We start from the raw sequence: 18,287 nt of genomic DNA on the forward strand, positions 1-18,287 counted from the left end.
TTCTGGCTGCATATACTATTTGCTGATCTTTATCCTGATCATGGCACAGCCTCTTTTTTGTCATGAAGGACAAGTTTGCACATACGCTATTCTATACATTAATGTTGGATGGTGAAAATAGTGAAGCAAATTGGCAAATTACTCCTGATATTCGTTTTTTGTTTTCCGTCCATCTCATTCAATGCACACGCTTCCCCTGCTCCTTCTGCTTCAGCTGATCAGGCCATCCTGATAGAAGCAGAAAGCGGACGGGTTCTGTTTGAAAAAAATGCACACAGGGAGCAAAAGATCGCGAGCATAACTAAAATCATGACTGCACACTTGGCTTTAAAGCATGGCGACCCTGCTTCATTAGTAAAGATCAGTCCCGAAGCTTCTGTTACGGAAGGGTCAAGCCTCTATCTTAAGGCAGGGCAAAAAGTCTCTCTTTCTGACCTGGTCTATGGACTGCTTCTTCGCTCAGGAAATGACTCAGCCGTGGCAATTGCAGAACATATCAGTGGAAGTATTGAAGACTTTTCAAAGCTGATGAATGAAGAAGCAAAAAAAATCGGGATGAAGAACTCTCATTTTACTAACCCTCATGGACTAGACCTGGACAACGAGCACTATTCCTCATCCTACGATATGGCTTTGCTAACAAAGGAGGCAATGAAAGACGACTTATTTGCGGAAATCTTCGGCACTAAAAGTCATAAAGCAGAATCCCTTGATCCTTCCCCTGTCTGGAATAATAAACACCGGCTTATTACAGGAATGTATCCCCACGCCACAGGAGGGAAAACAGGTTTTACTAAACAGGCTGGACGTACGCTCGTAACCACAGCAAAAAGAGATGGCATGACGCTGATTGTTGTCACGATCCGGGCATCAAATGATTGGAACGATCACATGAATCTGTTTGAATACGGATTTGCGAATTATAAGAAAACAGCCATTCTTCACCCGGACACACTACCCCCTTTTCCCGGTCAAAATAAAAATGAATTTTACTCGCTTGTGGAACCCTTTGAATATCCTTTGTCAGACAAAGAAAAGCCGCTCGTAACCATTGAAGGGAAAATTCCTTACAGCAGAACTTCTCCCCCAGTTGTAACCGTAAAACTGGATGAAGAGGTCATTCATGAACAGGAGCTTATAAGGGAAACACGCACCTCCTTTTTTTCAAATTGGGAGAAATTTCTCGAGAAGGTGATCTTTTGGCAGTGACAGCTGATGGTTAATTTAATTTGGATCGGAATGATCGTGGTCGGTCTTGTTTATAGTGTTGTGAATGGCACAACCTCAAAGGTCAATACAGCCATGTTTGATGCTTCTACTCAGGCTGTTCAGCTGGTAATTGGGTTTATAGCGGTTTTTACTTTCTGGCTTGGCATGATGGAAATTGCCAAGCAGTCCGGACTATTAGATAAGCTGACTGCCTTTTCACGACCCATTCTATTAAAGCTTTTCCCTGATCTTTCTCCTAAAGATCCTGCTCTCGGATTTATTATGTCAAATATGACAGCTAATTTTTTTGGTCTTGGAAATGCAGCTACACCTTTCGGGTTAAAAGCGATGACTGCCCTGCAGGCAAATAATCCTGATCCTGCAGTGCCAACGAGATCTATGATTACTTTTTTATGCCTGAATACAGCTGCTCTTACTTTGTTTCCCACAACTGTCATTTCTTTGCGAATGACGCATGGAGCGCCTGATCCAATGGACATTGTTGTACCCGCTTTTTTAGCAACCTGCTTTTCCTGTGTCATTGCGATAACATTAGACCGGTTATTTTATATTTTCACAGTGAAACGCAGCCGTAGGAGGAGATAATGAATACCATAGCAGCTATATCCACCTTTTTTCTCCCGGTTTTGGTAGGCGGAATCCTGCTTTATGCCCTTATTAAAAAAACAGATGCTTACGGAGCCTTTACTGAAGGAGGCAAAGAAGGCATCCGGCTATCCGTTTCACTTCTTCCTTTTTTACTGGGGATGCTTGTAGCAATCAATATATTAAGGGCTTCGGGATTTTTGGATGCAATGAATCAGGCGCTGTCACCTGTTTTAATCTGGCTTTCGATTCCGCCGGATTTACTTCCTCTTTTGTTTATAAGACCTATATCCGGGTCAGCGTCACTTGGCATGGTTGCAGACTTAACTGCTACATACGGGACGGAACATTTTATTTCAAGAGCGGCTGCTGTCATTCAGGGAAGCACAGACACGACTCTTTATGTATTAACGGTTTATTTTGGTGCTGTTGGCATTAAGAAGATGGGACGGGCGCTGACAATCGGTTTACTGGCAGATCTAGCGGGCATGACTGTAGCGATCCTGATCACTATTTGGTATTTTGCTTAAATCTTTTTGATTCTTGAACTTATGTGCTACTATGGTAGGAAGATTGGAGGTGTAAGGGTGATTTATCAATATCCTCAATCCTATATTGACTACCTGGTTCATTTCCATGGTGATCGGGACTATTTTGAATGCCATGAAATACTTGAAGAGTATTGGAAAGAAAATACACCCATGAGAAGAGATTCGATTTGGGTTGGCTGGATCCAGCTGGCTGTGGCCCTATACCATCAGAGAAGAAATAATTTCTCCGGAGCCGGTCGAATGATTAATAAAGCACTTGAGAAATTCAGGCTTCATTATGAAGAACTCAAGACGTTTGGAGTCGACAGCAGCTATTTTATGGAGCAATTGCAGGAACTAAAAGCCGCTATTCAAGCTCATACTCCCTATACAAGCTTGCAGCTGCCTATTACGGATCATGAATTAAATCAAATATGTCTGCATAGAAGTGCTGAAAAAGGGTTTCAGTGGGGCAAAGAAAGTGATCTGAGCAATCAAATGATAACCGATCGCCACAGACTCAGAGATCGGCAGGATGTCATTCTGTTAAGAGAAAAAGAATTAATCAAACGAAAAAACAGGTAAGCATCTGAATAAGATGCTGACCTGTTTTTTCGCTTCTGCTGCCTTGCCGATTATTCAGTTTCTTCATACATACACTTGGACAGAAATCGCTCAGTGTAATCCGTACTTTCAAACCGCTTGTCCGGGTGCATTTCCCGCAGCGTTGAGATCATCTTTTTGCCAATCCCTTCGTTTCGATGGGAAGGACTGACTGATATATGCTGAACAAGAATTTTATCTTCTTCCGCTTTTATGCCGACTAAGCCGATTATATCTTCTTCTTTCCATAAGAAAAGCCGATTCGCCTTGTCTTCTTCATACATTTTCATCGATAACTGCAATTGTTTAATATCCTTTTCTGTTGGCATAAAGGACATTAAGCCCATGGCAATCTTTTCAAAGGATTTTTTGTATCTGATTAGCATAGTTACCCCTCATTGTGGTCGTGATAGTATACATTCATTACAAGCAGGGATCCGCACTTCCTCTGCAACCGTACTTAATCATACTAAAAAAAGAGAGGTAATTCAACTATAGACCCAAATCCCCTAAACGATAAACGCCCAATAAATAATTCCCCAAACGATTCCACCTGCTACTAATACTCCAAACAGCAAGCCATTCTTTGATTTCAACTTCATCACTCCCTTACGTCATAAGCGTCCCTAAATCAATAACTGCCGCTTATTTGTGTGCGTAGAGGGGCAGATCCTGCCGAACTAAATCAGCGTAAGATTCCCTTTTAATCACCAGTGAAGCCTTTCCATTTTCTGCAAACACCACTGCTGGTCTCGGGATTCGGTTGTAATTGTTTGCCATCGCGTATCCGTATGCTCCTGTACAGAAAACAGCTAAAATATCCCCGGGCTGTGCCTTAGCAATCGGCAGATCCCAGATCAGCATATCCCCTGATTCACAGCATTTACCTGCAATGGCTACAGTTTCTTCATAATCAGCTTCCGGACGGTTTGCAATCACAGCTTCGTACCTGGCATCGTACAATGCAGGTCTTATGTTATCACTCATTCCGCCATCAACCGCCAAATATTTCCTGATATCCGGTACAATTTTAGATGATCCAACTGTGTAAAGTGTCGTACCTGCATCTCCTACGAGAGAACGGCCAGGCTCTATCCAAATCTCAGGCATGGAAAGCGATGCATTCTTCATCAGCGCTTTTACTTCAGATATTATATCCTGCACATATTCAGATGGAGCGATCGGAGTATCTTCCTTTGTGTAGCGGATCCCAAACCCGCCGCCTAAATTAAGCACTTGAGAGGTGTACTTGTACTTTGCTTTCCAGGAAGCAAGTTTTTCAATCATTTTCTGCGCTGCTTTTTTAAAGCCTGTTGTTTCAAAAATTTGCGATCCGATATGGCAGTGCAATCCGAGAACATGCAGTTCACTTTTTTCCAAAGCCAGCTTCAACGCTTCTTCTGCCTGACCGTTTTGAAGATCAAATCCAAATTTCGAATCTTCCTGCCCTGTCAGAATATAATCATGGGTATGCGCTTCAATGCCAGGGGTTACGCGCAGCAGGATGGAAGCTTGTGCTTTTTTAGATCGGCAGACTTCCGCTAACATCTCCAGCTCGAGAAAATTATCCACAACAAAACAACCAATCCCGTAGTCAATGGCCATTTCAATTTCTTCTTTACTTTTATTATTGCCATGAAAATGAATGCGGTCCGGATTAAACCCTGCCTGAATAGCCGTGAAAAGCTCCCCGCCTGAAACTACGTCTAAGCTCAATCCTTCTTCTTCAATAATTTGAATCATTGCAATAGATGAAAACGCCTTGCTGGCATAAGCCACCTGGGATGTTACACCTAAATCGTCAAAAGTCTGTTTAAATCCTTTTGCGCGCTCACGAATAAGCGCAATATCGTATACATAAAGAGGAGTGCCGTACTCTTTTGCAAGTTCAATGGTATCCACCCCGCCAATGGTTAAGTGACCGTTTTCATTTGTACCAGATGTGCCATAATAATGCATAATACAGTTCCTTTCTTTCCGGACAAAATATCCTTTACTGAATAGTTGAACTGTACCATAACCACGCATTATAAATCAATTTCATTCTCCTGTAGGCTTTTGTCTTACACGGTCTTTTGTTTTGACAATCATAGGTCTCAGCATGGCGCTGGTCATAGGAAGCCTCATAATTATTCTAAGCATAGCCTTAGGTCTGAACGGGACAAGCGGCCAAAGATATGGGGTTGAAAACGATTTTATATTCATAAGGTATAATATATAAATAGTCAATCCTACAACCAGACCATCTATATGAAAGATCCAAACCAGCAGCAGCAGCATAACCCTTACCATTTTATTCGCAACACTCAGCTCATAACTCGGGGTTGCGAATGTACCAATAGCGGCAATCGCTACGTATAAAATGACCTCTGGTACGAATAACCCCACATCGATTGCGATTTGACCGATCAGAACGGCAGCAATTAAACCCATGGCGGTTGACAGCGGTGTAGGCGTATGGATAGCAGCGATTCGTAAAAATTCAATTCCTATATCCGCTATTAGAAGCTGAAGAATCAGCGGCACATTCGTATCTTCTTTCATACCTAGAAAATCCAGTGAATCCGGTCTGAGAGCAGGGTCAATGGCAAGCAGGTACCATAGAGGCAATAGAATCAGGGATGCAATGATTCCCATGAGACGAATCCATCTTATAAATGTACCTACAGCAGGAGACTGGCGGAATTCTTCAGCATGCTGCACATGGTGAAAATAAGTAGTCGGCGTTATCATTACGCTAGGCGAGGTATCAACATATATACATACATGTCCTTCTAGCAGATGAGTGGCTGCAATATCTGCCCTTTCAGTAAACCTCACTAATGGATAAGGGTTGAATCCCTGTTTAACAATATATTCTTCGAGCGATTTATCTGTCATCGTCAGGCCGTCCACATCAATGCCTTTTAATTCTTTTTTTATTGCATCGATTAAGTCCTGATTCGCCAAGTCCTTAATGTAGCCTACCGCCACATCAGCTTTGGATCTTTGCCCTACCTCCATCATATCGAAACGGATTCTTTCATCCCTTATACGCCTTCTCGTCAATGCTGTATTTACAATAATATTTTCAACAAATCCATCACGGGAGCCACGTACTACTTTTTCAGTATCAGGTTCTTCCGGCTGTCTTCCCGGATAACTTCGGACATCCACAATATAGGCATGCCTGTCCCCTTCAACCTTAATGGCAATAAGTCCAGAAAAAACCTGACGGATTAAATCCTCAACTGTGTCAACAGTTTCAACCGATTGATGAATTAAGCGATTATGTATGAGTGAAGAAAGATGAGACCTGTCATTTTTCGGAATGTCAATTTCCACAATTTCTTCCAGCAGCGGCATGATGAATCTTGTCTCACATAACCCATTGACTGCGTACAGATGAACGGGTATGTCTGAGATAACAAACTTTCTTACCATAAAGTCGAAGCTTTCACCTAATCCAGCTCGTGCTGTTAATATCTCATCTAATTGTCCTGCTTTTAAAGGTAGGGACTGCATAGTTAATCTCCTTTATGATATGGAATAAAAAACAACCAGTAAAATAGTGATCCTGAAACCTTTCCTAACACAATCGCAAACATGATGGACTGCAGCTTTGCAGCCATGCCAAGCCTTCTTGTAACTAAAGGTATGACGTCGAGCACTTCCGTTAAAGCCGCTGCCAGCATTCCAATAAAAGCCCCGGCCAGCAAACCGACATATGGGACAAATAGAAACCCATAAAGAGTCTTTACTTCATACAAGCTGCCTGCAAGTCCTGTCAGGGCACCTAATATGACTGCCCATTCAAGGGCCCTTAAATGGTTTTTATTTTTTGTCAATTGAATAAGCCGCGGAACAATTCCAAGAACACTTAAAAAAGCAACAAATCCTCCGCCTACAGCGAGCCCTGAAGCAAGGCCGACAAAAATCACGAAAAGATTAATGATCATATTGTGCGGCTTTCTTTCTTTCCTGATCTACAATATAATCTTCCAGCGATTGCTCATAGTTATACACTTCAACATCAAGAGGACTTGGTTCTTCATTAAACTTTTTCTGAAAAATATGATTAAAAAATAAAATCATTCCAATGCCAAGGCCGAACGAATAGGGTATCTGAAACCATAACGGATGCTCAAGTCTTTTGCCGGTCATCATCTGAACCATTGTGATCTGTGTTTCCTTCATGCTGACGTCTTCATGAAAATACATAATCGTCAGACCTGCACCGACAAATAACAGACTCCAAACAAAAAGAAAAAGAGGAAGAGAGCCTTTTTTTTCAACATTCCTTAATTCTACAAGCGTAGCAGAGGCCCCGAGAAGCTCAATTTCTGCACTCGGCATATGTTTTCTCATAAGCTCAATCATATCCAGCTGATCGATCAGAACGTAGGTTTCAGACGAACTAACATCTGTTTCCACTACTTTCATTTTTAAGAATCGATCCATTTTAATATGAGGAGCTTGAATGTCTGCTACATCTTTAACGAAGATCGGTTTTCCTTTTTGGATATTAATTTTCCGCCTCAGCCTTATATACACAGTTTGTGACATGCTCTCTTCCTCCTTTCTGATTTCTCATGCCTCTTTTACGTCATCCATCCATTCTCTGATGGACTGCAAAACTCTTTTTTCAATTCTCGATACCTGCACTTGCGAAATGCCAAGCTTTTCGGCTACTTCCGACTGTGTATAGTCTTTGTAATACCTTAGGAAAATAATCACTCTGTCACGTTTTTCAAGCGTCAGCAGCGCTTCTTTCAGCGCGAGCTGCTGAAACCACTGCTCTTCATCTTTAGAAGCCATCTGATCGAGAAGCGTGATTGGATCCCCTTCATTTTCATAAACCGTCTCATGGATGGATGCAGGAGATTTGGATGCTTCCTGTGACAGCACGATATCATCTACAGTTACGTCAAGCTCCTCTGCAATCTCTGATAAAGTGGGAAGTCTGCCATACTGACTGCTTAGCTTTTCTCTGGCACGCCTCACTTTGATCGCGAGCTCTTTTACAGACCGGCTTACTTTAATTGCCCCGTCATCTCTTAAAAAACGTTGTATTTCCCCGATAATCATCGGAACTGCATAGGTCGAAAACTTTACGCTGTAGCTAAGGTCAAATTTATCCACTGCCTTCAGCAAACCGATTGATCCTATTTGAAACAAGTCATCCGGATCATGCCCCCGGTTTAAGAAGCGCTGGACTACTGACCAGACTAACCGGACATTTGTCTCGACCATACGGCTTCTTGCTTCCTGATCTCCCGCCTGACTTAACCGGATCCATTCCCTGACCGTTTCATGGCTCGTCGTCGTTTTCGCACTCATATGAGCACCTAATGACACTCAGCCTGGACAGAGGCTAAATGTTTGCTCATTCGAATTGTTGTCCCCTGTGAGGAAACTGACGTCACTTCAACCGCATCCATAAAATGCTCCATAATCGTAAATCCCATACCGGATCGTTCCATTTCAGGTTTGGTTGTGTAAAGAGGCTGCATGGCTTCTTCAATATCACTCATTCCAATGCCTTCATCTCTTACCTCAATAGTTAAAACATTCTCTTCCATCATCAGTGTCATGTATACCCACTGATCATTTTTCCCATCATAGCCGTGGATGATGGCATTCGTCACAGCTTCAGACACAACCGTTTTTAAATCTGTTAATTCACCTATAGTCGGATCGTATGGAGCAATAAAAGAGGCGACCACCATGCGCGCAAACGCTTCATTTTCACTAATTGAACGGAATTTAAATACCGCTTCATTATTCATTACGCCACCCCCAATCTCATTAATGCCTGATCTTCAGAGGATTCAATAATCATGATGCGAAATAATCCCGACATTTCAAAAAGCCGCTTGACCGGTTCTGAAATAGCACAGATAATCATACTTCCGTTCTTTTTTTGAAGATGCTTGTATCTTCCGAGCATAAGACCGAGTCCTGAACTATCCATAAATTCCAACTCTTCAAGGTTCAGCACAAGATGAGCTATGTCGTGCTCTTCCATTAGATTCAGCAATTCTTCTCTGATTTTTTCAGTTGCGTGGTGATCAAGCTCTCCCTGCATACGAAGCAAAAGCACATTCTTTTTTATCTCAGCCTGAACAGTAAAAGCCATATGACTCCCTCCTTTTTTTCATACAAAGGGAGTATTCATGATCGTTTTTCTTTATTCCTGCATGGTGACAATAATAGAAGAAACTAGTGTTTATTCGACTGCTTTTCCTTATCTGGCCATTTCATTCATGGATCTGACAAGCAATTCTCCCCAAGAAGCTTTCACACTGTCGCTTTCTGCCACTATCGGTACTGAAGAGAGCTCTTTTCCATCCACAATTAAGGACATTTCCCCAATTTTCTCTCCTTTTTTAACTGGAGCAGTTAATTCACGGTCAATCGTTACATTTTTTTTCACCTGCTGTTCCGAACCCTGAACAGGTGACAGCCATTTTAACGGTTCACTCAATACACCCGACATGGTAAATGGAGAACCTTTTTCCACCCGTATTTTTACGACTTTATCTCCCTCTTTGGCAAGAGTTTTGCTTTTATACTGGGAAAAACCAAAGTCCAGCATGGAGCTGACAATCTCATTTCTTGCTTTTGAGGTTGGCGCACCAAAAACAACCGCAATAAAACGCATGTCTTTCTTTTGTGCAGTAGCTGTTAAGCAATACATCGCTTCTTTTGTAAAGCCTGTTTTTAAGCCATCTGCTCCTTTATAAAAACGAACCAGTTTGTTAGTATTCACAAGCCAAAATGGGTCTTCGCTGTCTTTTCTCAAGTAATCTTCATAGGTGCCTGTGAATTCAATAATTTCTTCATGTTTCAGCAGCTCTTTTGCAAGTTGAGCCATATCATAGGCTGAACTGACGTGGCCATCAGCCGGCAGACCGGTTGGATTGTGGAAAACAGTATTTTTTAAACCAAGTTCCCTAACCTTGTCATTCATCAACCGGACAAAATCCTTCTCAGAACCTGCCAGATGTTCTGCCATGGCAACGGAAGCATCATTAGCTGATGCCACTGCGATTCCCTTCACCATATCTCTTACGGTCATTTCTTCTCCTGCCTTCAGGAAAATTTGAGATCCACCCATGGAAGCTGCATACTCACTTGTTTTAACTTTGTCATCCCATGTTATTTTTTTATCGTCAATCGCTTCCATAATTAACAGCATCGTGGCAATTTTCGTCATGGACGCAGGAGAAAGTGATTCTTTGCTGTTTTTATCCAGTACAATCATGCCTGTATGCTGGTCAATTAAAATCGCTGATTTCACTTCGTCTAGCGGTAATTTTGTTTCTTCGTTCGCCTGTGTGCTCATAGATGGAAAGATTGAAAATACTAACAATATGCATAAAGTTGTTTGAATCAGGGTTTTCATGATAGCTCACACCTTTCAAATTCTTTTTGTTTATTTTTTCCTTGTGAGCCGTTTTTATACGCAAAGGATGTAACTTACAATAAAAAAACATTTTTACTCTTCTTTCATAATGAGCCTAGGAAGGAAAAAGAGCGGAATTTATTCTCTCGTCATGTCATTTACTTGTCAGAAATATACCGCCAGCCTGAATACAACAAAAAGAGCGCCTCATAAATGCCATTGCATTCATGAGGCGCTCTTTGCTATAGAAATATATGTTCTGAAGTCGAATAATCAAGATATGTTTTATCTTTATTTACTTTAACCCGGTCTCTTATTCTTCTCCAGTAATTTGGCCCACAATTAAAGTGGGAGCATCCACTTTATCTTTTGATACTTTAATACTTTCCAAAAGCTTTTCTTTCACTTTTTCCAGTTGTGAAAGATCATTTGCATAAATGGTCACAAGTGTTTCACCAGCTTGAACTTCATCACCGACCTTTTTATTAAGCATTAAGCCCACAGCCAGGTCAATCTGTGAATCTTTTGTAGCTCTTCCTGCTCCAAGCCACATGGCTGCAGTACCCACGTCGTCTGCTACAATGTCATACACTGTCCCGCTATGTTGAGAAGGAAGATCAATTTTATGTTCCGCCTGCGGCAGCTTCGCTGGATCGTCTACGACACTTGCATCCCCGCCTTGACCTGCTAAAAATCCCTTAAAGCGTTCGAGTGCTTTGCCATTCGCAATCGCTTCTTCTAATTTTTCACGCGCTTCCTGCAAAGAGGATGCTTTTTCTGCCAGGTAGACCATATAACTGCCGAGCACTAAACAAAGCTCAGTCAGATCTTCAGGCCCTTCCCCTTTTAATGTATCTATTGCTTCTTTAATTTCCAATGCATTTCCGATTGCAAGACCTAGCGGCTGGCTCATGTCTGAAATGACTGCCATCGTTTTGCGTCCTACGTTGTTTCCGATGCGGACCATCGCCTGAGCCAGTTCGCGTGCCTGCTCTTCATCCTTCATGAATGCTCCTGCTCCTGTTTTAACATCTAAAACAATTGCATCTGCACCGGCCGCAATTTTCTTGCTCATAATGGAAGAGGCGATAAGCGGAATGCTGTTGACTGTCGCTGTCACATCCCGAAGTGCATACAGTTTTTTATCGGCAGGCGTAAGATTTCCGCTTTGCCCCATTACGGCGACTTTAATTTCATTGACCAGCTTTGTAAACTCATCGCTTGTCAATTCCACGTTAAACCCGGGAACTGCCTCCAGTTTATCAATCGTACCTCCTGTATGCCCAAGACCTCTGCCGCTCATCTTAGCTACGGGAACATCCACTGCTGCAACAAGAGGACCAAGTATTAGTGTAGTTGTGTCGCCTACACCGCCTGTAGAGTGCTTGTCGACTTTTATTCCCTCAATGGCGGATAAATCAATCTGATCACCGGACTCTACCATAGACAGCGTTAAATCTGCACGTTCCTGTTCAGTCATACCCTGGAAGTAAATTGCCATCAGGAGCGCACTTACTTGATAATCCGGAATCTCCCCTGTTGTGTAGCCATTTACAACGAATTGAATTTCTTCCGTGCTCAACGGCTTGCCGTCCCTCTTTTTTTCAATTAGGTCTACCATTCTCATAATGCTGTACCTCTTTTCATCACTTGTTTTAGTTTAAGTCCGTTAAAAAGCTTTTACCGTAGACAGGTTTTTTTACATTGAAATTATCGGCAATAGTGGCTCCGACATCTGCAAAAGTATCGCGGACCTCAAGCTTTTTTCCCTGTTCTTTTCTTGTCGTGTATACAAGCAAAGGAACAAATTCACGAGTATGGTCTGTGCCTTCATGAACAGGATCGTTCCCATGGTCTGCAGTTAAAATAAGAAGATCGTCCTCTGTCATTTTTTCAAAGACCTCCGACAGCCGCGCATCAAAGTCCTCGAGAGCTTTTCCATATCCTGCAGGATCCCGCCTGTGACCATAAAGTGCATCAAAGTCTACAAGATTTAAAAAGCTGAGGCCGGTAAATTTTTTATCAAACGTGTCAATAAACTTATCCATTCCATCCATATTATCAGTGGTTCTTATGGATTCAGTTACCCCTTCACCGTTGAAGATATCTGATATTTTGCCAATGGCAATTACGTCAAGATTCTCATCTTTTAATTCATTCATAACCGTTCGCTCAAATGGTTTGAGAGCATAATCGTGACGGTTTGAGGTCCTTTTAAATTGTCCAGGCTCCCCTATAAAAGGCCGAGCGATAATTCGTCCAACTAAAAATTTTTCATCCAGCGTAATTTCTCTCGCTATTTCACATATACGGTAGAGTTCATCAATGGGAATAATGTCTTCATGAGCAGCGATTTGAAGAACAGGATCTGCAGAAGTATAAACGATTAGAGCCCCGCTTTGCATATGTTCTTCTCCCAGCTCTTCCAGGATCGCAGTACCGCTTGCAGGCTTATTTCCAATTACTTTTCTGCCTGTTTTTTCTTCAAGCAGTGAAATCAATTCTTCCGGGAATCCTTCAGGATAGACCTTGAAAGGAGTTTTAATATTTAACCCCATTAGTTCCCAATGGCCTGTCATCGTATCTTTTCCAACAGATGCCTCTGCCATTTTTGTGTAAAATGCCTTTGGATTTTCCGCTGTTGCAATCCCTTGAATTTCTTCAATGTTTGAAAGACCCAGCTTGGCCATATTCGGCATGTGTAATCCGTTCATATGTTCAGCGATGTGGCCCAAAGTATTTGAGCCTTCATCATGATATTCGATAGCATCAGGTGCTTCTCCGATTCCAACTGAATCCATTACAACTAAATGGATTCTTTTATAGCTGTTATTTGTCATTAGTCCTTGTCCTCCTCATTTATACGTCTTTATTCTACCTTTAATTGATCATTTTAAACAAGAGAATGGTCTGAAGTCTGACAACTTAAATTACACCGAGATTTAAGCTCTCGGGTGAAACTTAGCATACACTTCCCTAATCCTTCTGGTGGAAACGTGGGTATAGATTTGAGTGGTGGAAATATCTGCGTGGCCAAGCATTTCCTGTACGGCCCTGAGATCTGCACCATTTTCAATTAAATGCGTCGCGAAGGAGTGTCTTAACGTATGCGGTGTTAATTCTTTTTGAATATTCGCTTTCACAGCAAGAGCCTTTAAAATTTTCCAGAACCCCTGTCTCGTTAACGAATTTCCTTTCTGGTTCAGAAATAAAGCGTTTGTTGAAGTACGGACAAACTTGCTTCTGGATTGTCTTATGTACACTTCGAGGATTTCTGTCGCTGTTTTACCCACCGGAATAATACGTTCTTTATTGCCTTTTCCTATACAGCGAATAAAACCCATATCCAAATTGACATCATCAAGCTGCAGGCCAGTCAGCTCACTTACACGCATTCCGGTGGCGTATAAAACCTCCATCATCGCACGATCCCGGTACCCGCTTGCTTTTGATAAATCCGCAGCCTGCAAAAGCTGTTCCACTTCTTCAATGTTTAGCACTTTTGGCAGCGTTTTTTCTGATTTAGGTGTGTCAAGATGTTCAGTCGGATCCCCATCACATCTTCTATTTCTTATAAGAAAATGGTGAAAAGAACGAATAGAAGAAGTATGCCTGGCGATCGTTTTGGCAGACTTTCCTTGAGATTTAAGATGAGAGAAGAATTGAAGAATATGTGTTCTTTTCACATCACAAACTGACTCAATTTGTTCCACTTTTTCAATGTAATTCAGATAGTTTTTTAAGTCTCTCTCATATGACTGGACTGTATTTTCAGATAGGCCCTTTTCTACGATCATGAACTGTATAAAGTCAAGAAGCTGATCCTTCATCCCTTCCACCCCTGTTCATTCCTATGAATCTATTGTAGTACGCTTTCATTTTAAAGTCATCTGTTTTAAAGGAAAGTGAAAGAAAAATTCACATGCAAAAAACCATGCTATTCTGCATGGTTTTAGCTTTTATTGGATGATCTGTCATCATCAGACAATTCCTGACACCTGTAACAAATCCCATGAAATGTAAGGCGGTGGTCTTTTATTTTAAACTTCCAGTCTCTTTCAACTATATCTTCTACGTCCTCAAGCAAGTCTTCCTGAATTTCATCAACAGAACCGCATTCTATACAAATAAGGTGGTGATGAAAATGAGCTGCCCCTTCTTTTCTAAGATCGTAACGTGATACGCCGTCTCCAAAATTTATTTTATCGACTACTTTTAATTCAGTCAGCAATTCAAGCGTTCGATAAACGGTAGCAAGGCCTATTTCAGGTGCTTTTTCCTTTACGAGGAGGTATACATCTTCAGCACTTAAGTGATCAGCCTCATTTTCAAGAAGTACTCTTACGGTGGCTTCACGCTGAGGAGTCAATTTGTAGCTGGCTGAATGCAGTTGTTTTTTGATTCGGTCAATTCTGCTTTCCATTTTTTGCCCTCCCTCGCCTGTCAACAACATTATATCAAAAGGAGGGATGATTGCAAACAATAATCATTCCAATAAAGAAATTGTAAATATTATTATATAATAATCATTATATTTAACTCGCTGGATGGAACCATTTTATCCAATATGGCGGTACAAAAGCTTCTATCAGACCTCCGATGCAAACAAAGACGAGCAGGCAGCCAAATAAAACAGTATAGTTTAAGCTGGCTGTGCGGAAAGCAGGTGAGAACGACTGCCTGGTCAATACACGCCTCCATAAGTGGAGAGTAATTTTAATTGCATGAACGCAAATGATTACATATACCGGAATCAACAGCAGGTTATGAGGCAGCACCACGCCAACTGCAATCCACAGACCTTCCCACCCGAACTCTGAAATAAATAAACCTGTAGTGAATCCAAACATCATTCCTTTTAAAAATACAATCAGCCAGGCTGCCGGGATGCCGATGAGCATAAAACCAGTACACCAAATAATGGATATTAGAGCGATATCGATTAGCATATATCCGCGGACCTGCTCACTTAGCAGCGACAGTGCCTGAAGCTTGCCTTCTGACTCGAAAGAAAGAAATGGGAGAAGCAGCTTTTGAAGCTGTTCTTCCGGCAGGCGGTTGACGAGCAGTGCGCCGGTGACGACGCCTCCACCTAAAAGTGCCATCACGAAAATGTAAAGGGATGCATTCTGCTGGATATGGTTCAGTATGGAACGTGCAATGGATTTTTTCATGTTATGCCCCCCAGAAGGATAAATTCTCCTCATTGTATGATGGGTACTCAGGGAACATGAATAACATTTTCGTACCTATTAAGCCCGCTTTGCCTCTTCAAGCGTCTGCTGTAAGCGAAGATATTGAACGGCATAGGCTGTCTTTGCATCAAATATTCTTTGCTCAGCCACATAGCGCTCTGCCTCTTCGAGTGTAATTTCCTCGAGTTCCACAAATTCATCTTCATCTGCACCTCTTGCATTCTCAATCTTATAAAGATTTTTTGCAACAAAGACATGAACCAGTTCATCTGCAAAACCGGGAGATGTATAAAAAGATATCAGGTGAACGAGCTGCTCACTGCCATAGCCTGTTTCTTCTTCAAGCTCCCTTGCTGCAGTAATAATAGGTTCCTCTCCCTCCTCAAGCTTGCCTGCAGGAATTTCTAGTATTGAGCGCTCAAGTGCTTTTCTGTATTGTTCAACCATGACCAGCTTTCCTTCATCAGTAACGGCAATTACACAAACTGCACCAGGATGTTTGATAATTTCTCTTGATGATTGCTTGCCATTAGGCAATTCCACTTTCTCTACTTGCAGATTTATAATTTTCCCTTCGTAAAGCACTTGTTTTTCGATCGTTTTTTCTTCAAATTTTTTCATTATTTACCCTCCTGATTAATTCACGCATCTTTTTAATGAAACCATCAGCTCTTATTAAAGTACAGCGACAGCTTTAACAAACTCAATAACATTTTGCTTCCTTTGCTTCCTTACCCTTATCCACCCCTTTTTAAATCTTGTTTAAAGCGGTACGAGAAGGAGTATATACTATAATAAGACAAATTGAGGAGTTGGTTTAAGTGGAGAAACGGAAAATCGGTTCATCCCAGCTTGAAAGTTCCATATTAGGGCTTGGCTGTATGTCGATTGGCAAGGACGATTACAAAGCCCAGTCTATCATAGAAGCAGCACTTGAAGGCGGGATTACATATTTTGATACCGCCGATCTTTATGATTTCGGGGTAAATGAAAAACTGGTAGGAAAAACGTTAAAAGGTGTCCGGGACGAGGTAGTGATCGCCTCAAAAGTTGGAAACCGCTGGGAGGATGGAAGGGATGACTGGACATGGGATCCTTCCAAAGAGTATATAACCGAACAAGTGAAAAACAGTTTAAAGAGGCTTGAAGTGGATTATATAGATCTTTATCAGCTCCATGGCGGCACTTTGGAAGATCCAATCGATGAAACCATTGAGGCATTTGAACAGTTAAAATCGCAAGGATATATAAAAGAATATGGGATTTCCTCTATTCGGCCAAATGTGATAAAAGAATATGCTGAAAAATCAGGAATGGTTTCAAATATGATGCAATACAGTTTACTTGACCGCCGTCCTGAGGAACAGGCTTTCCCGATCTTAAATGAGCATTCTGTGTCAGCCATAACAAGAGGACCGCTGGCAAAGGGGCTGCTGAGTGAAAAATTGCTGTCTAAAGCCAGTGAAAAAATCAAAGAGGATGGATATCTTCATTATACATATGAAGCGTTGGAATACACTCTTGACACGCTGCATCAAAAATTTAAGGACAGCCGGTCAATGAATGAAGTCGCTTTAAAATTCAATGCTGCTAATCCTCTAGTGGCATCAATTATAGCAGGAGCCAGTTCTCCTGATCAGGTAAGATCCAATATTGAAGCAATAGCTGGAGATCCGCTTACAGAAGCTGAATATGAACTGCTGAAAGAAATAACAAACAATAAAGGCTATACGGAACATCGTTTGTAACATGATTAAAAAAGTCCTCTTACGGATGCTGTAAGCCTTCGTAAGTGGACTTTTTTTCTATTTTTTGTAATCCTGCCAGTTCATCTGACTTTCTTCCAGTAATTCTTCAAATGACTTGTTTTGTTCTCTGAGAAGACGTGCTTTTTCTCGTTCCTTCTGTTTTTCCTCTTCCCTCACTGCTTCAAGATCGGCAAGATTTTTCTTTGTTTCTTTCAGCTTTGAGAGCATTTCCTCATTCAGGGAGTCTCTCAGGGTTGGAGTCCGGTCTTCACGCTCACTCGCTTTCCCTTTTCGCTTCATTCCGCTCCCCCTCTAATTTGTGTTTGCTGTTAAAACGCATCTAATTTAATAACACCTGAAACATCCAGTTCAGGTTCAGTGGACTGCACAACTTCTTCAATCGTATAACCCTTTGCAACTTCCGTCAAACGTAATCCGTTTTCTGTGACATCTATCACCGCACGCTCCGTAATGATTCGGTCCACTACACTTTTCCCTGTCAATGGAAGAGAACAGGTTTTTAAAATTTTCGACTGTCCTTCACGGTTAACATGATCCATTATTACAATGATTTTTCTGGCGCCGTGAACGAGATCCATAGCACCGCCCATTCCTTTAATCATTTTGCCGGGAATCATCCAATTTGCGAGATCCCCTTGTTCGGATACTTCCATTCCACCTAATATGGCAATATCAACATGACCTCCCCGTATCATTCCAAAGGATTCGGCACTGTCAAAATAAGAGGCGCCGCTAACCGCTGTCACAGTTTCTTTTCCAGCATTAATAAGATCGGCATCCACCTCTTCTTCTGTTGGATAACGACCGATGCCGAGGAGTCCGTTTTCCGATTGCAGTACAACCTCTTTTTGGGGTGATAAATGATTTGCGACCAGCGTAGGCATGCCAATCCCTAAATTCACATAGTCTCCGTCATTAATCTCTTTTTCAGCTCTTTTTGCTATCGTCTCCCGGATTTTTGCTTTATCCATACATGCTGCCCCCTCGT

The 18,287-nt window shown here is 41.7% G+C and carries 22 protein-coding genes; 5 read left to right on the forward strand and 17 right to left on the reverse strand.

The features are described 5' to 3' along the window. Window positions 1-120 precede the first annotated feature (120 nt). From ACQCT8_RS13245 to ACQCT8_RS13260, 4 genes are read left to right on the forward strand one after another with little or no spacing between them, the layout of a single operon-like run. Window positions 121-1,209: a D-alanyl-D-alanine carboxypeptidase family protein gene (locus ACQCT8_RS13245; protein ID WP_426871861.1), complete on the forward strand. Its 1,089-nt coding sequence runs from the start codon at window positions 121-123 to the stop codon at window positions 1,207-1,209. Between the two features lie 6 nt (window positions 1,210-1,215). Then, window positions 1,216-1,815 carry a nucleoside recognition domain-containing protein gene (locus ACQCT8_RS13250; RefSeq protein WP_426871863.1) on the forward strand — a complete coding sequence of 200 codons (600 nt, stop codon included), beginning with the start codon at window positions 1,216-1,218 and terminating at the stop codon, window positions 1,813-1,815. Continuing rightward, complete coding sequence (locus tag ACQCT8_RS13255; protein WP_426871865.1) at window positions 1,815-2,345, forward strand: spore maturation protein; 531 nt, start codon at window positions 1,815-1,817, stop codon at window positions 2,343-2,345. Before ACQCT8_RS13250 ends, ACQCT8_RS13255 begins: the two co-directional genes overlap by 1 nt. Window positions 2,346-2,402: 57 nt before the next feature. Further along, window positions 2,403-2,930, forward strand: a complete 528-nt coding sequence (locus tag ACQCT8_RS13260) for a DUF309 domain-containing protein (RefSeq protein WP_426871867.1) — start codon at window positions 2,403-2,405, stop codon at window positions 2,928-2,930. Between the two features lie 50 nt (window positions 2,931-2,980). Here ACQCT8_RS13260 and ACQCT8_RS13265 read toward each other — a convergent pair whose 3' ends face one another. From ACQCT8_RS13265 to ACQCT8_RS13335, 15 genes are all read right to left on the reverse strand, one after another. After that, window positions 2,981-3,334, reverse strand: a complete 354-nt coding sequence (locus ACQCT8_RS13265; protein WP_426871869.1) for a GNAT family N-acetyltransferase — start codon at window positions 3,332-3,334, stop codon at window positions 2,981-2,983. A 259-nt stretch (window positions 3,335-3,593) separates the two neighbouring features. Then, on the reverse strand, window positions 3,594-4,907 hold the full coding sequence (gene lysA, locus ACQCT8_RS13270) for a diaminopimelate decarboxylase (protein ID WP_426871871.1): 1,314 nt from the start codon (window positions 4,905-4,907) through the stop codon (window positions 3,594-3,596). Between the two features lie 81 nt (window positions 4,908-4,988). Then, complete coding sequence (locus ACQCT8_RS13275; RefSeq protein ID WP_426871873.1) at window positions 4,989-6,452, reverse strand: spore germination protein; 1,464 nt, start codon at window positions 6,450-6,452, stop codon at window positions 4,989-4,991. Window positions 6,453-6,454: 2 nt separating this feature from the next. Continuing rightward, window positions 6,455-6,886 (reverse strand): stage V sporulation protein AB, encoded by a 432-nt coding sequence (locus tag ACQCT8_RS13280; protein ID WP_426871875.1) that lies wholly within the window; start codon window positions 6,884-6,886, stop codon window positions 6,455-6,457. Next, on the reverse strand, window positions 6,876-7,493 hold the full coding sequence (locus tag ACQCT8_RS13285) for a stage V sporulation protein AA (protein ID WP_426871877.1): 618 nt from the start codon (window positions 7,491-7,493) through the stop codon (window positions 6,876-6,878). Before ACQCT8_RS13285 ends, ACQCT8_RS13280 begins: the two co-directional genes overlap by 11 nt. Window positions 7,494-7,517: 24 nt before the next feature. Beyond that, window positions 7,518-8,267 (reverse strand): RNA polymerase sporulation sigma factor SigF, encoded by a 750-nt coding sequence (gene sigF / locus ACQCT8_RS13290; protein ID WP_426871879.1) that lies wholly within the window; start codon window positions 8,265-8,267, stop codon window positions 7,518-7,520. 8 nt (window positions 8,268-8,275) lie between these two features. Next, complete coding sequence (gene spoIIAB / locus ACQCT8_RS13295; RefSeq protein WP_426871881.1) at window positions 8,276-8,716, reverse strand: anti-sigma F factor; 441 nt, start codon at window positions 8,714-8,716, stop codon at window positions 8,276-8,278. Beyond that, window positions 8,716-9,066, reverse strand: coding sequence for an anti-sigma F factor antagonist (spoIIAA, locus tag ACQCT8_RS13300; protein ID WP_426871883.1), 351 nt, complete (start codon window positions 9,064-9,066; stop codon window positions 8,716-8,718). Before spoIIAA ends, spoIIAB begins: the two co-directional genes overlap by 1 nt. A gap of 108 nt (window positions 9,067-9,174) precedes the next feature. Beyond that, a complete protein-coding gene (locus ACQCT8_RS13305; RefSeq protein ID WP_426871885.1) occupies window positions 9,175-10,335 on the reverse strand; it encodes a D-alanyl-D-alanine carboxypeptidase family protein in 1,161 nt (386 codons plus the stop codon). A 313-nt stretch (window positions 10,336-10,648) separates the two neighbouring features. Then, entirely contained in the window at window positions 10,649-11,962 is a 1,314-nt protein-coding gene (locus ACQCT8_RS13310) for a pyrimidine-nucleoside phosphorylase (RefSeq protein ID WP_426871887.1), read from the reverse strand. 28 nt (window positions 11,963-11,990) lie between these two features. Next, a complete protein-coding gene (deoB, locus tag ACQCT8_RS13315) occupies window positions 11,991-13,175 on the reverse strand; it encodes a phosphopentomutase (RefSeq protein WP_426871888.1) in 1,185 nt (394 codons plus the stop codon). A 102-nt stretch (window positions 13,176-13,277) separates the two neighbouring features. Further along, the gene (gene xerD / locus ACQCT8_RS13320; protein WP_426871890.1) at window positions 13,278-14,165 is read right to left on the reverse strand and encodes a site-specific tyrosine recombinase XerD; all 888 of its coding nucleotides are present in this window, start codon (window positions 14,163-14,165) and stop codon (window positions 13,278-13,280) included. Window positions 14,166-14,287: 122 nt separating this feature from the next. Continuing rightward, on the reverse strand, window positions 14,288-14,758 hold the full coding sequence (locus ACQCT8_RS13325) for a Fur family transcriptional regulator (protein ID WP_426871892.1): 471 nt from the start codon (window positions 14,756-14,758) through the stop codon (window positions 14,288-14,290). Window positions 14,759-14,870: 112 nt separating this feature from the next. Further along, window positions 14,871-15,509, reverse strand: coding sequence for a stage II sporulation protein M (gene spoIIM, locus ACQCT8_RS13330; RefSeq protein ID WP_426871893.1), 639 nt, complete (start codon window positions 15,507-15,509; stop codon window positions 14,871-14,873). A 78-nt stretch (window positions 15,510-15,587) separates the two neighbouring features. Continuing rightward, a complete protein-coding gene (locus ACQCT8_RS13335; protein WP_426871894.1) occupies window positions 15,588-16,151 on the reverse strand; it encodes an NUDIX hydrolase in 564 nt (187 codons plus the stop codon). 200 nt (window positions 16,152-16,351) lie between these two features. Here ACQCT8_RS13335 and ACQCT8_RS13340 point away from each other — a divergent pair, with 200 nt between their 5' ends. After that, entirely contained in the window at window positions 16,352-17,278 is a 927-nt protein-coding gene (locus ACQCT8_RS13340) for an aldo/keto reductase (RefSeq protein ID WP_426871895.1), read from the forward strand. A 57-nt stretch (window positions 17,279-17,335) separates the two neighbouring features. On the opposite strand, the gene ACQCT8_RS13345 is transcribed toward ACQCT8_RS13340, so the two are convergent. Continuing rightward, window positions 17,336-17,578: a YqkE family protein gene (locus ACQCT8_RS13345; RefSeq protein ID WP_426871896.1), complete on the reverse strand. Its 243-nt coding sequence runs from the start codon at window positions 17,576-17,578 to the stop codon at window positions 17,336-17,338. 29 nt (window positions 17,579-17,607) lie between these two features. After that, window positions 17,608-18,270, reverse strand: a complete 663-nt coding sequence (locus ACQCT8_RS13350) for a 3-oxoacid CoA-transferase subunit B (protein ID WP_426871897.1) — start codon at window positions 18,268-18,270, stop codon at window positions 17,608-17,610. Window positions 18,271-18,287: the final 17 nt, after the last annotated feature.

This window comes from Jeotgalibacillus proteolyticus (genome assembly GCF_050107735.1).
Lineage (GTDB): Bacteria > Bacillota > Bacilli > Bacillales > Jeotgalibacillaceae > Jeotgalibacillus > Jeotgalibacillus proteolyticus_A.

Bases quoted from the DNA above. Each gene is read 5' to 3' on its own strand.
- sigF (WP_426871879.1), bottom strand. From the start codon at position 8,267: ATGAGTGCGAAAACGACGACGAGCCATGAAACGGTCAGGGAATGGATC.
- ACQCT8_RS13265 (WP_426871869.1), bottom strand. From the start codon at position 3,334: ATGCTAATCAGATACAAAAAATCCTTTGAAAAGATTGCCATGGGCTTA.
- lysA (WP_426871871.1), bottom strand. From the start codon at position 4,907: ATGCATTATTATGGCACATCTGGTACAAATGAAAACGGTCACTTAACC.
- ACQCT8_RS13350 (WP_426871897.1), bottom strand. From the start codon at position 18,270: ATGGATAAAGCAAAAATCCGGGAGACGATAGCAAAAAGAGCTGAAAAA.
- ACQCT8_RS13285 (WP_426871877.1), bottom strand. From the start codon at position 7,493: ATGTCACAAACTGTGTATATAAGGCTGAGGCGGAAAATTAATATCCAA.
- ACQCT8_RS13250 (WP_426871863.1), top strand. From the start codon at position 1,216: ATGGTTAATTTAATTTGGATCGGAATGATCGTGGTCGGTCTTGTTTAT.
- spoIIAA (WP_426871883.1), bottom strand. From the start codon at position 9,066: ATGGCTTTTACTGTTCAGGCTGAGATAAAAAAGAATGTGCTTTTGCTT.
- ACQCT8_RS13325 (WP_426871892.1), bottom strand. From the start codon at position 14,758: ATGGAAAGCAGAATTGACCGAATCAAAAAACAACTGCATTCAGCCAGC.
- spoIIM (WP_426871893.1), bottom strand. From the start codon at position 15,509: ATGAAAAAATCCATTGCACGTTCCATACTGAACCATATCCAGCAGAAT.
- deoB (WP_426871888.1), bottom strand. From the start codon at position 13,175: ATGACAAATAACAGCTATAAAAGAATCCATTTAGTTGTAATGGATTCA.
- ACQCT8_RS13255 (WP_426871865.1), top strand. From the start codon at position 1,815: ATGAATACCATAGCAGCTATATCCACCTTTTTTCTCCCGGTTTTGGTA.
- ACQCT8_RS13305 (WP_426871885.1), bottom strand. From the start codon at position 10,335: ATGAAAACCCTGATTCAAACAACTTTATGCATATTGTTAGTATTTTCA.
- ACQCT8_RS13280 (WP_426871875.1), bottom strand. From the start codon at position 6,886: ATGATCATTAATCTTTTCGTGATTTTTGTCGGCCTTGCTTCAGGGCTC.
- ACQCT8_RS13275 (WP_426871873.1), bottom strand. From the start codon at position 6,452: ATGCAGTCCCTACCTTTAAAAGCAGGACAATTAGATGAGATATTAACA.
- ACQCT8_RS13335 (WP_426871894.1), bottom strand. From the start codon at position 16,151: ATGAAAAAATTTGAAGAAAAAACGATCGAAAAACAAGTGCTTTACGAA.
- spoIIAB (WP_426871881.1), bottom strand. From the start codon at position 8,716: ATGAATAATGAAGCGGTATTTAAATTCCGTTCAATTAGTGAAAATGAA.
- ACQCT8_RS13345 (WP_426871896.1), bottom strand. From the start codon at position 17,578: ATGAAGCGAAAAGGGAAAGCGAGTGAGCGTGAAGACCGGACTCCAACC.
- ACQCT8_RS13310 (WP_426871887.1), bottom strand. From the start codon at position 11,962: ATGAGAATGGTAGACCTAATTGAAAAAAAGAGGGACGGCAAGCCGTTG.
- xerD (WP_426871890.1), bottom strand. From the start codon at position 14,165: ATGAAGGATCAGCTTCTTGACTTTATACAGTTCATGATCGTAGAAAAG.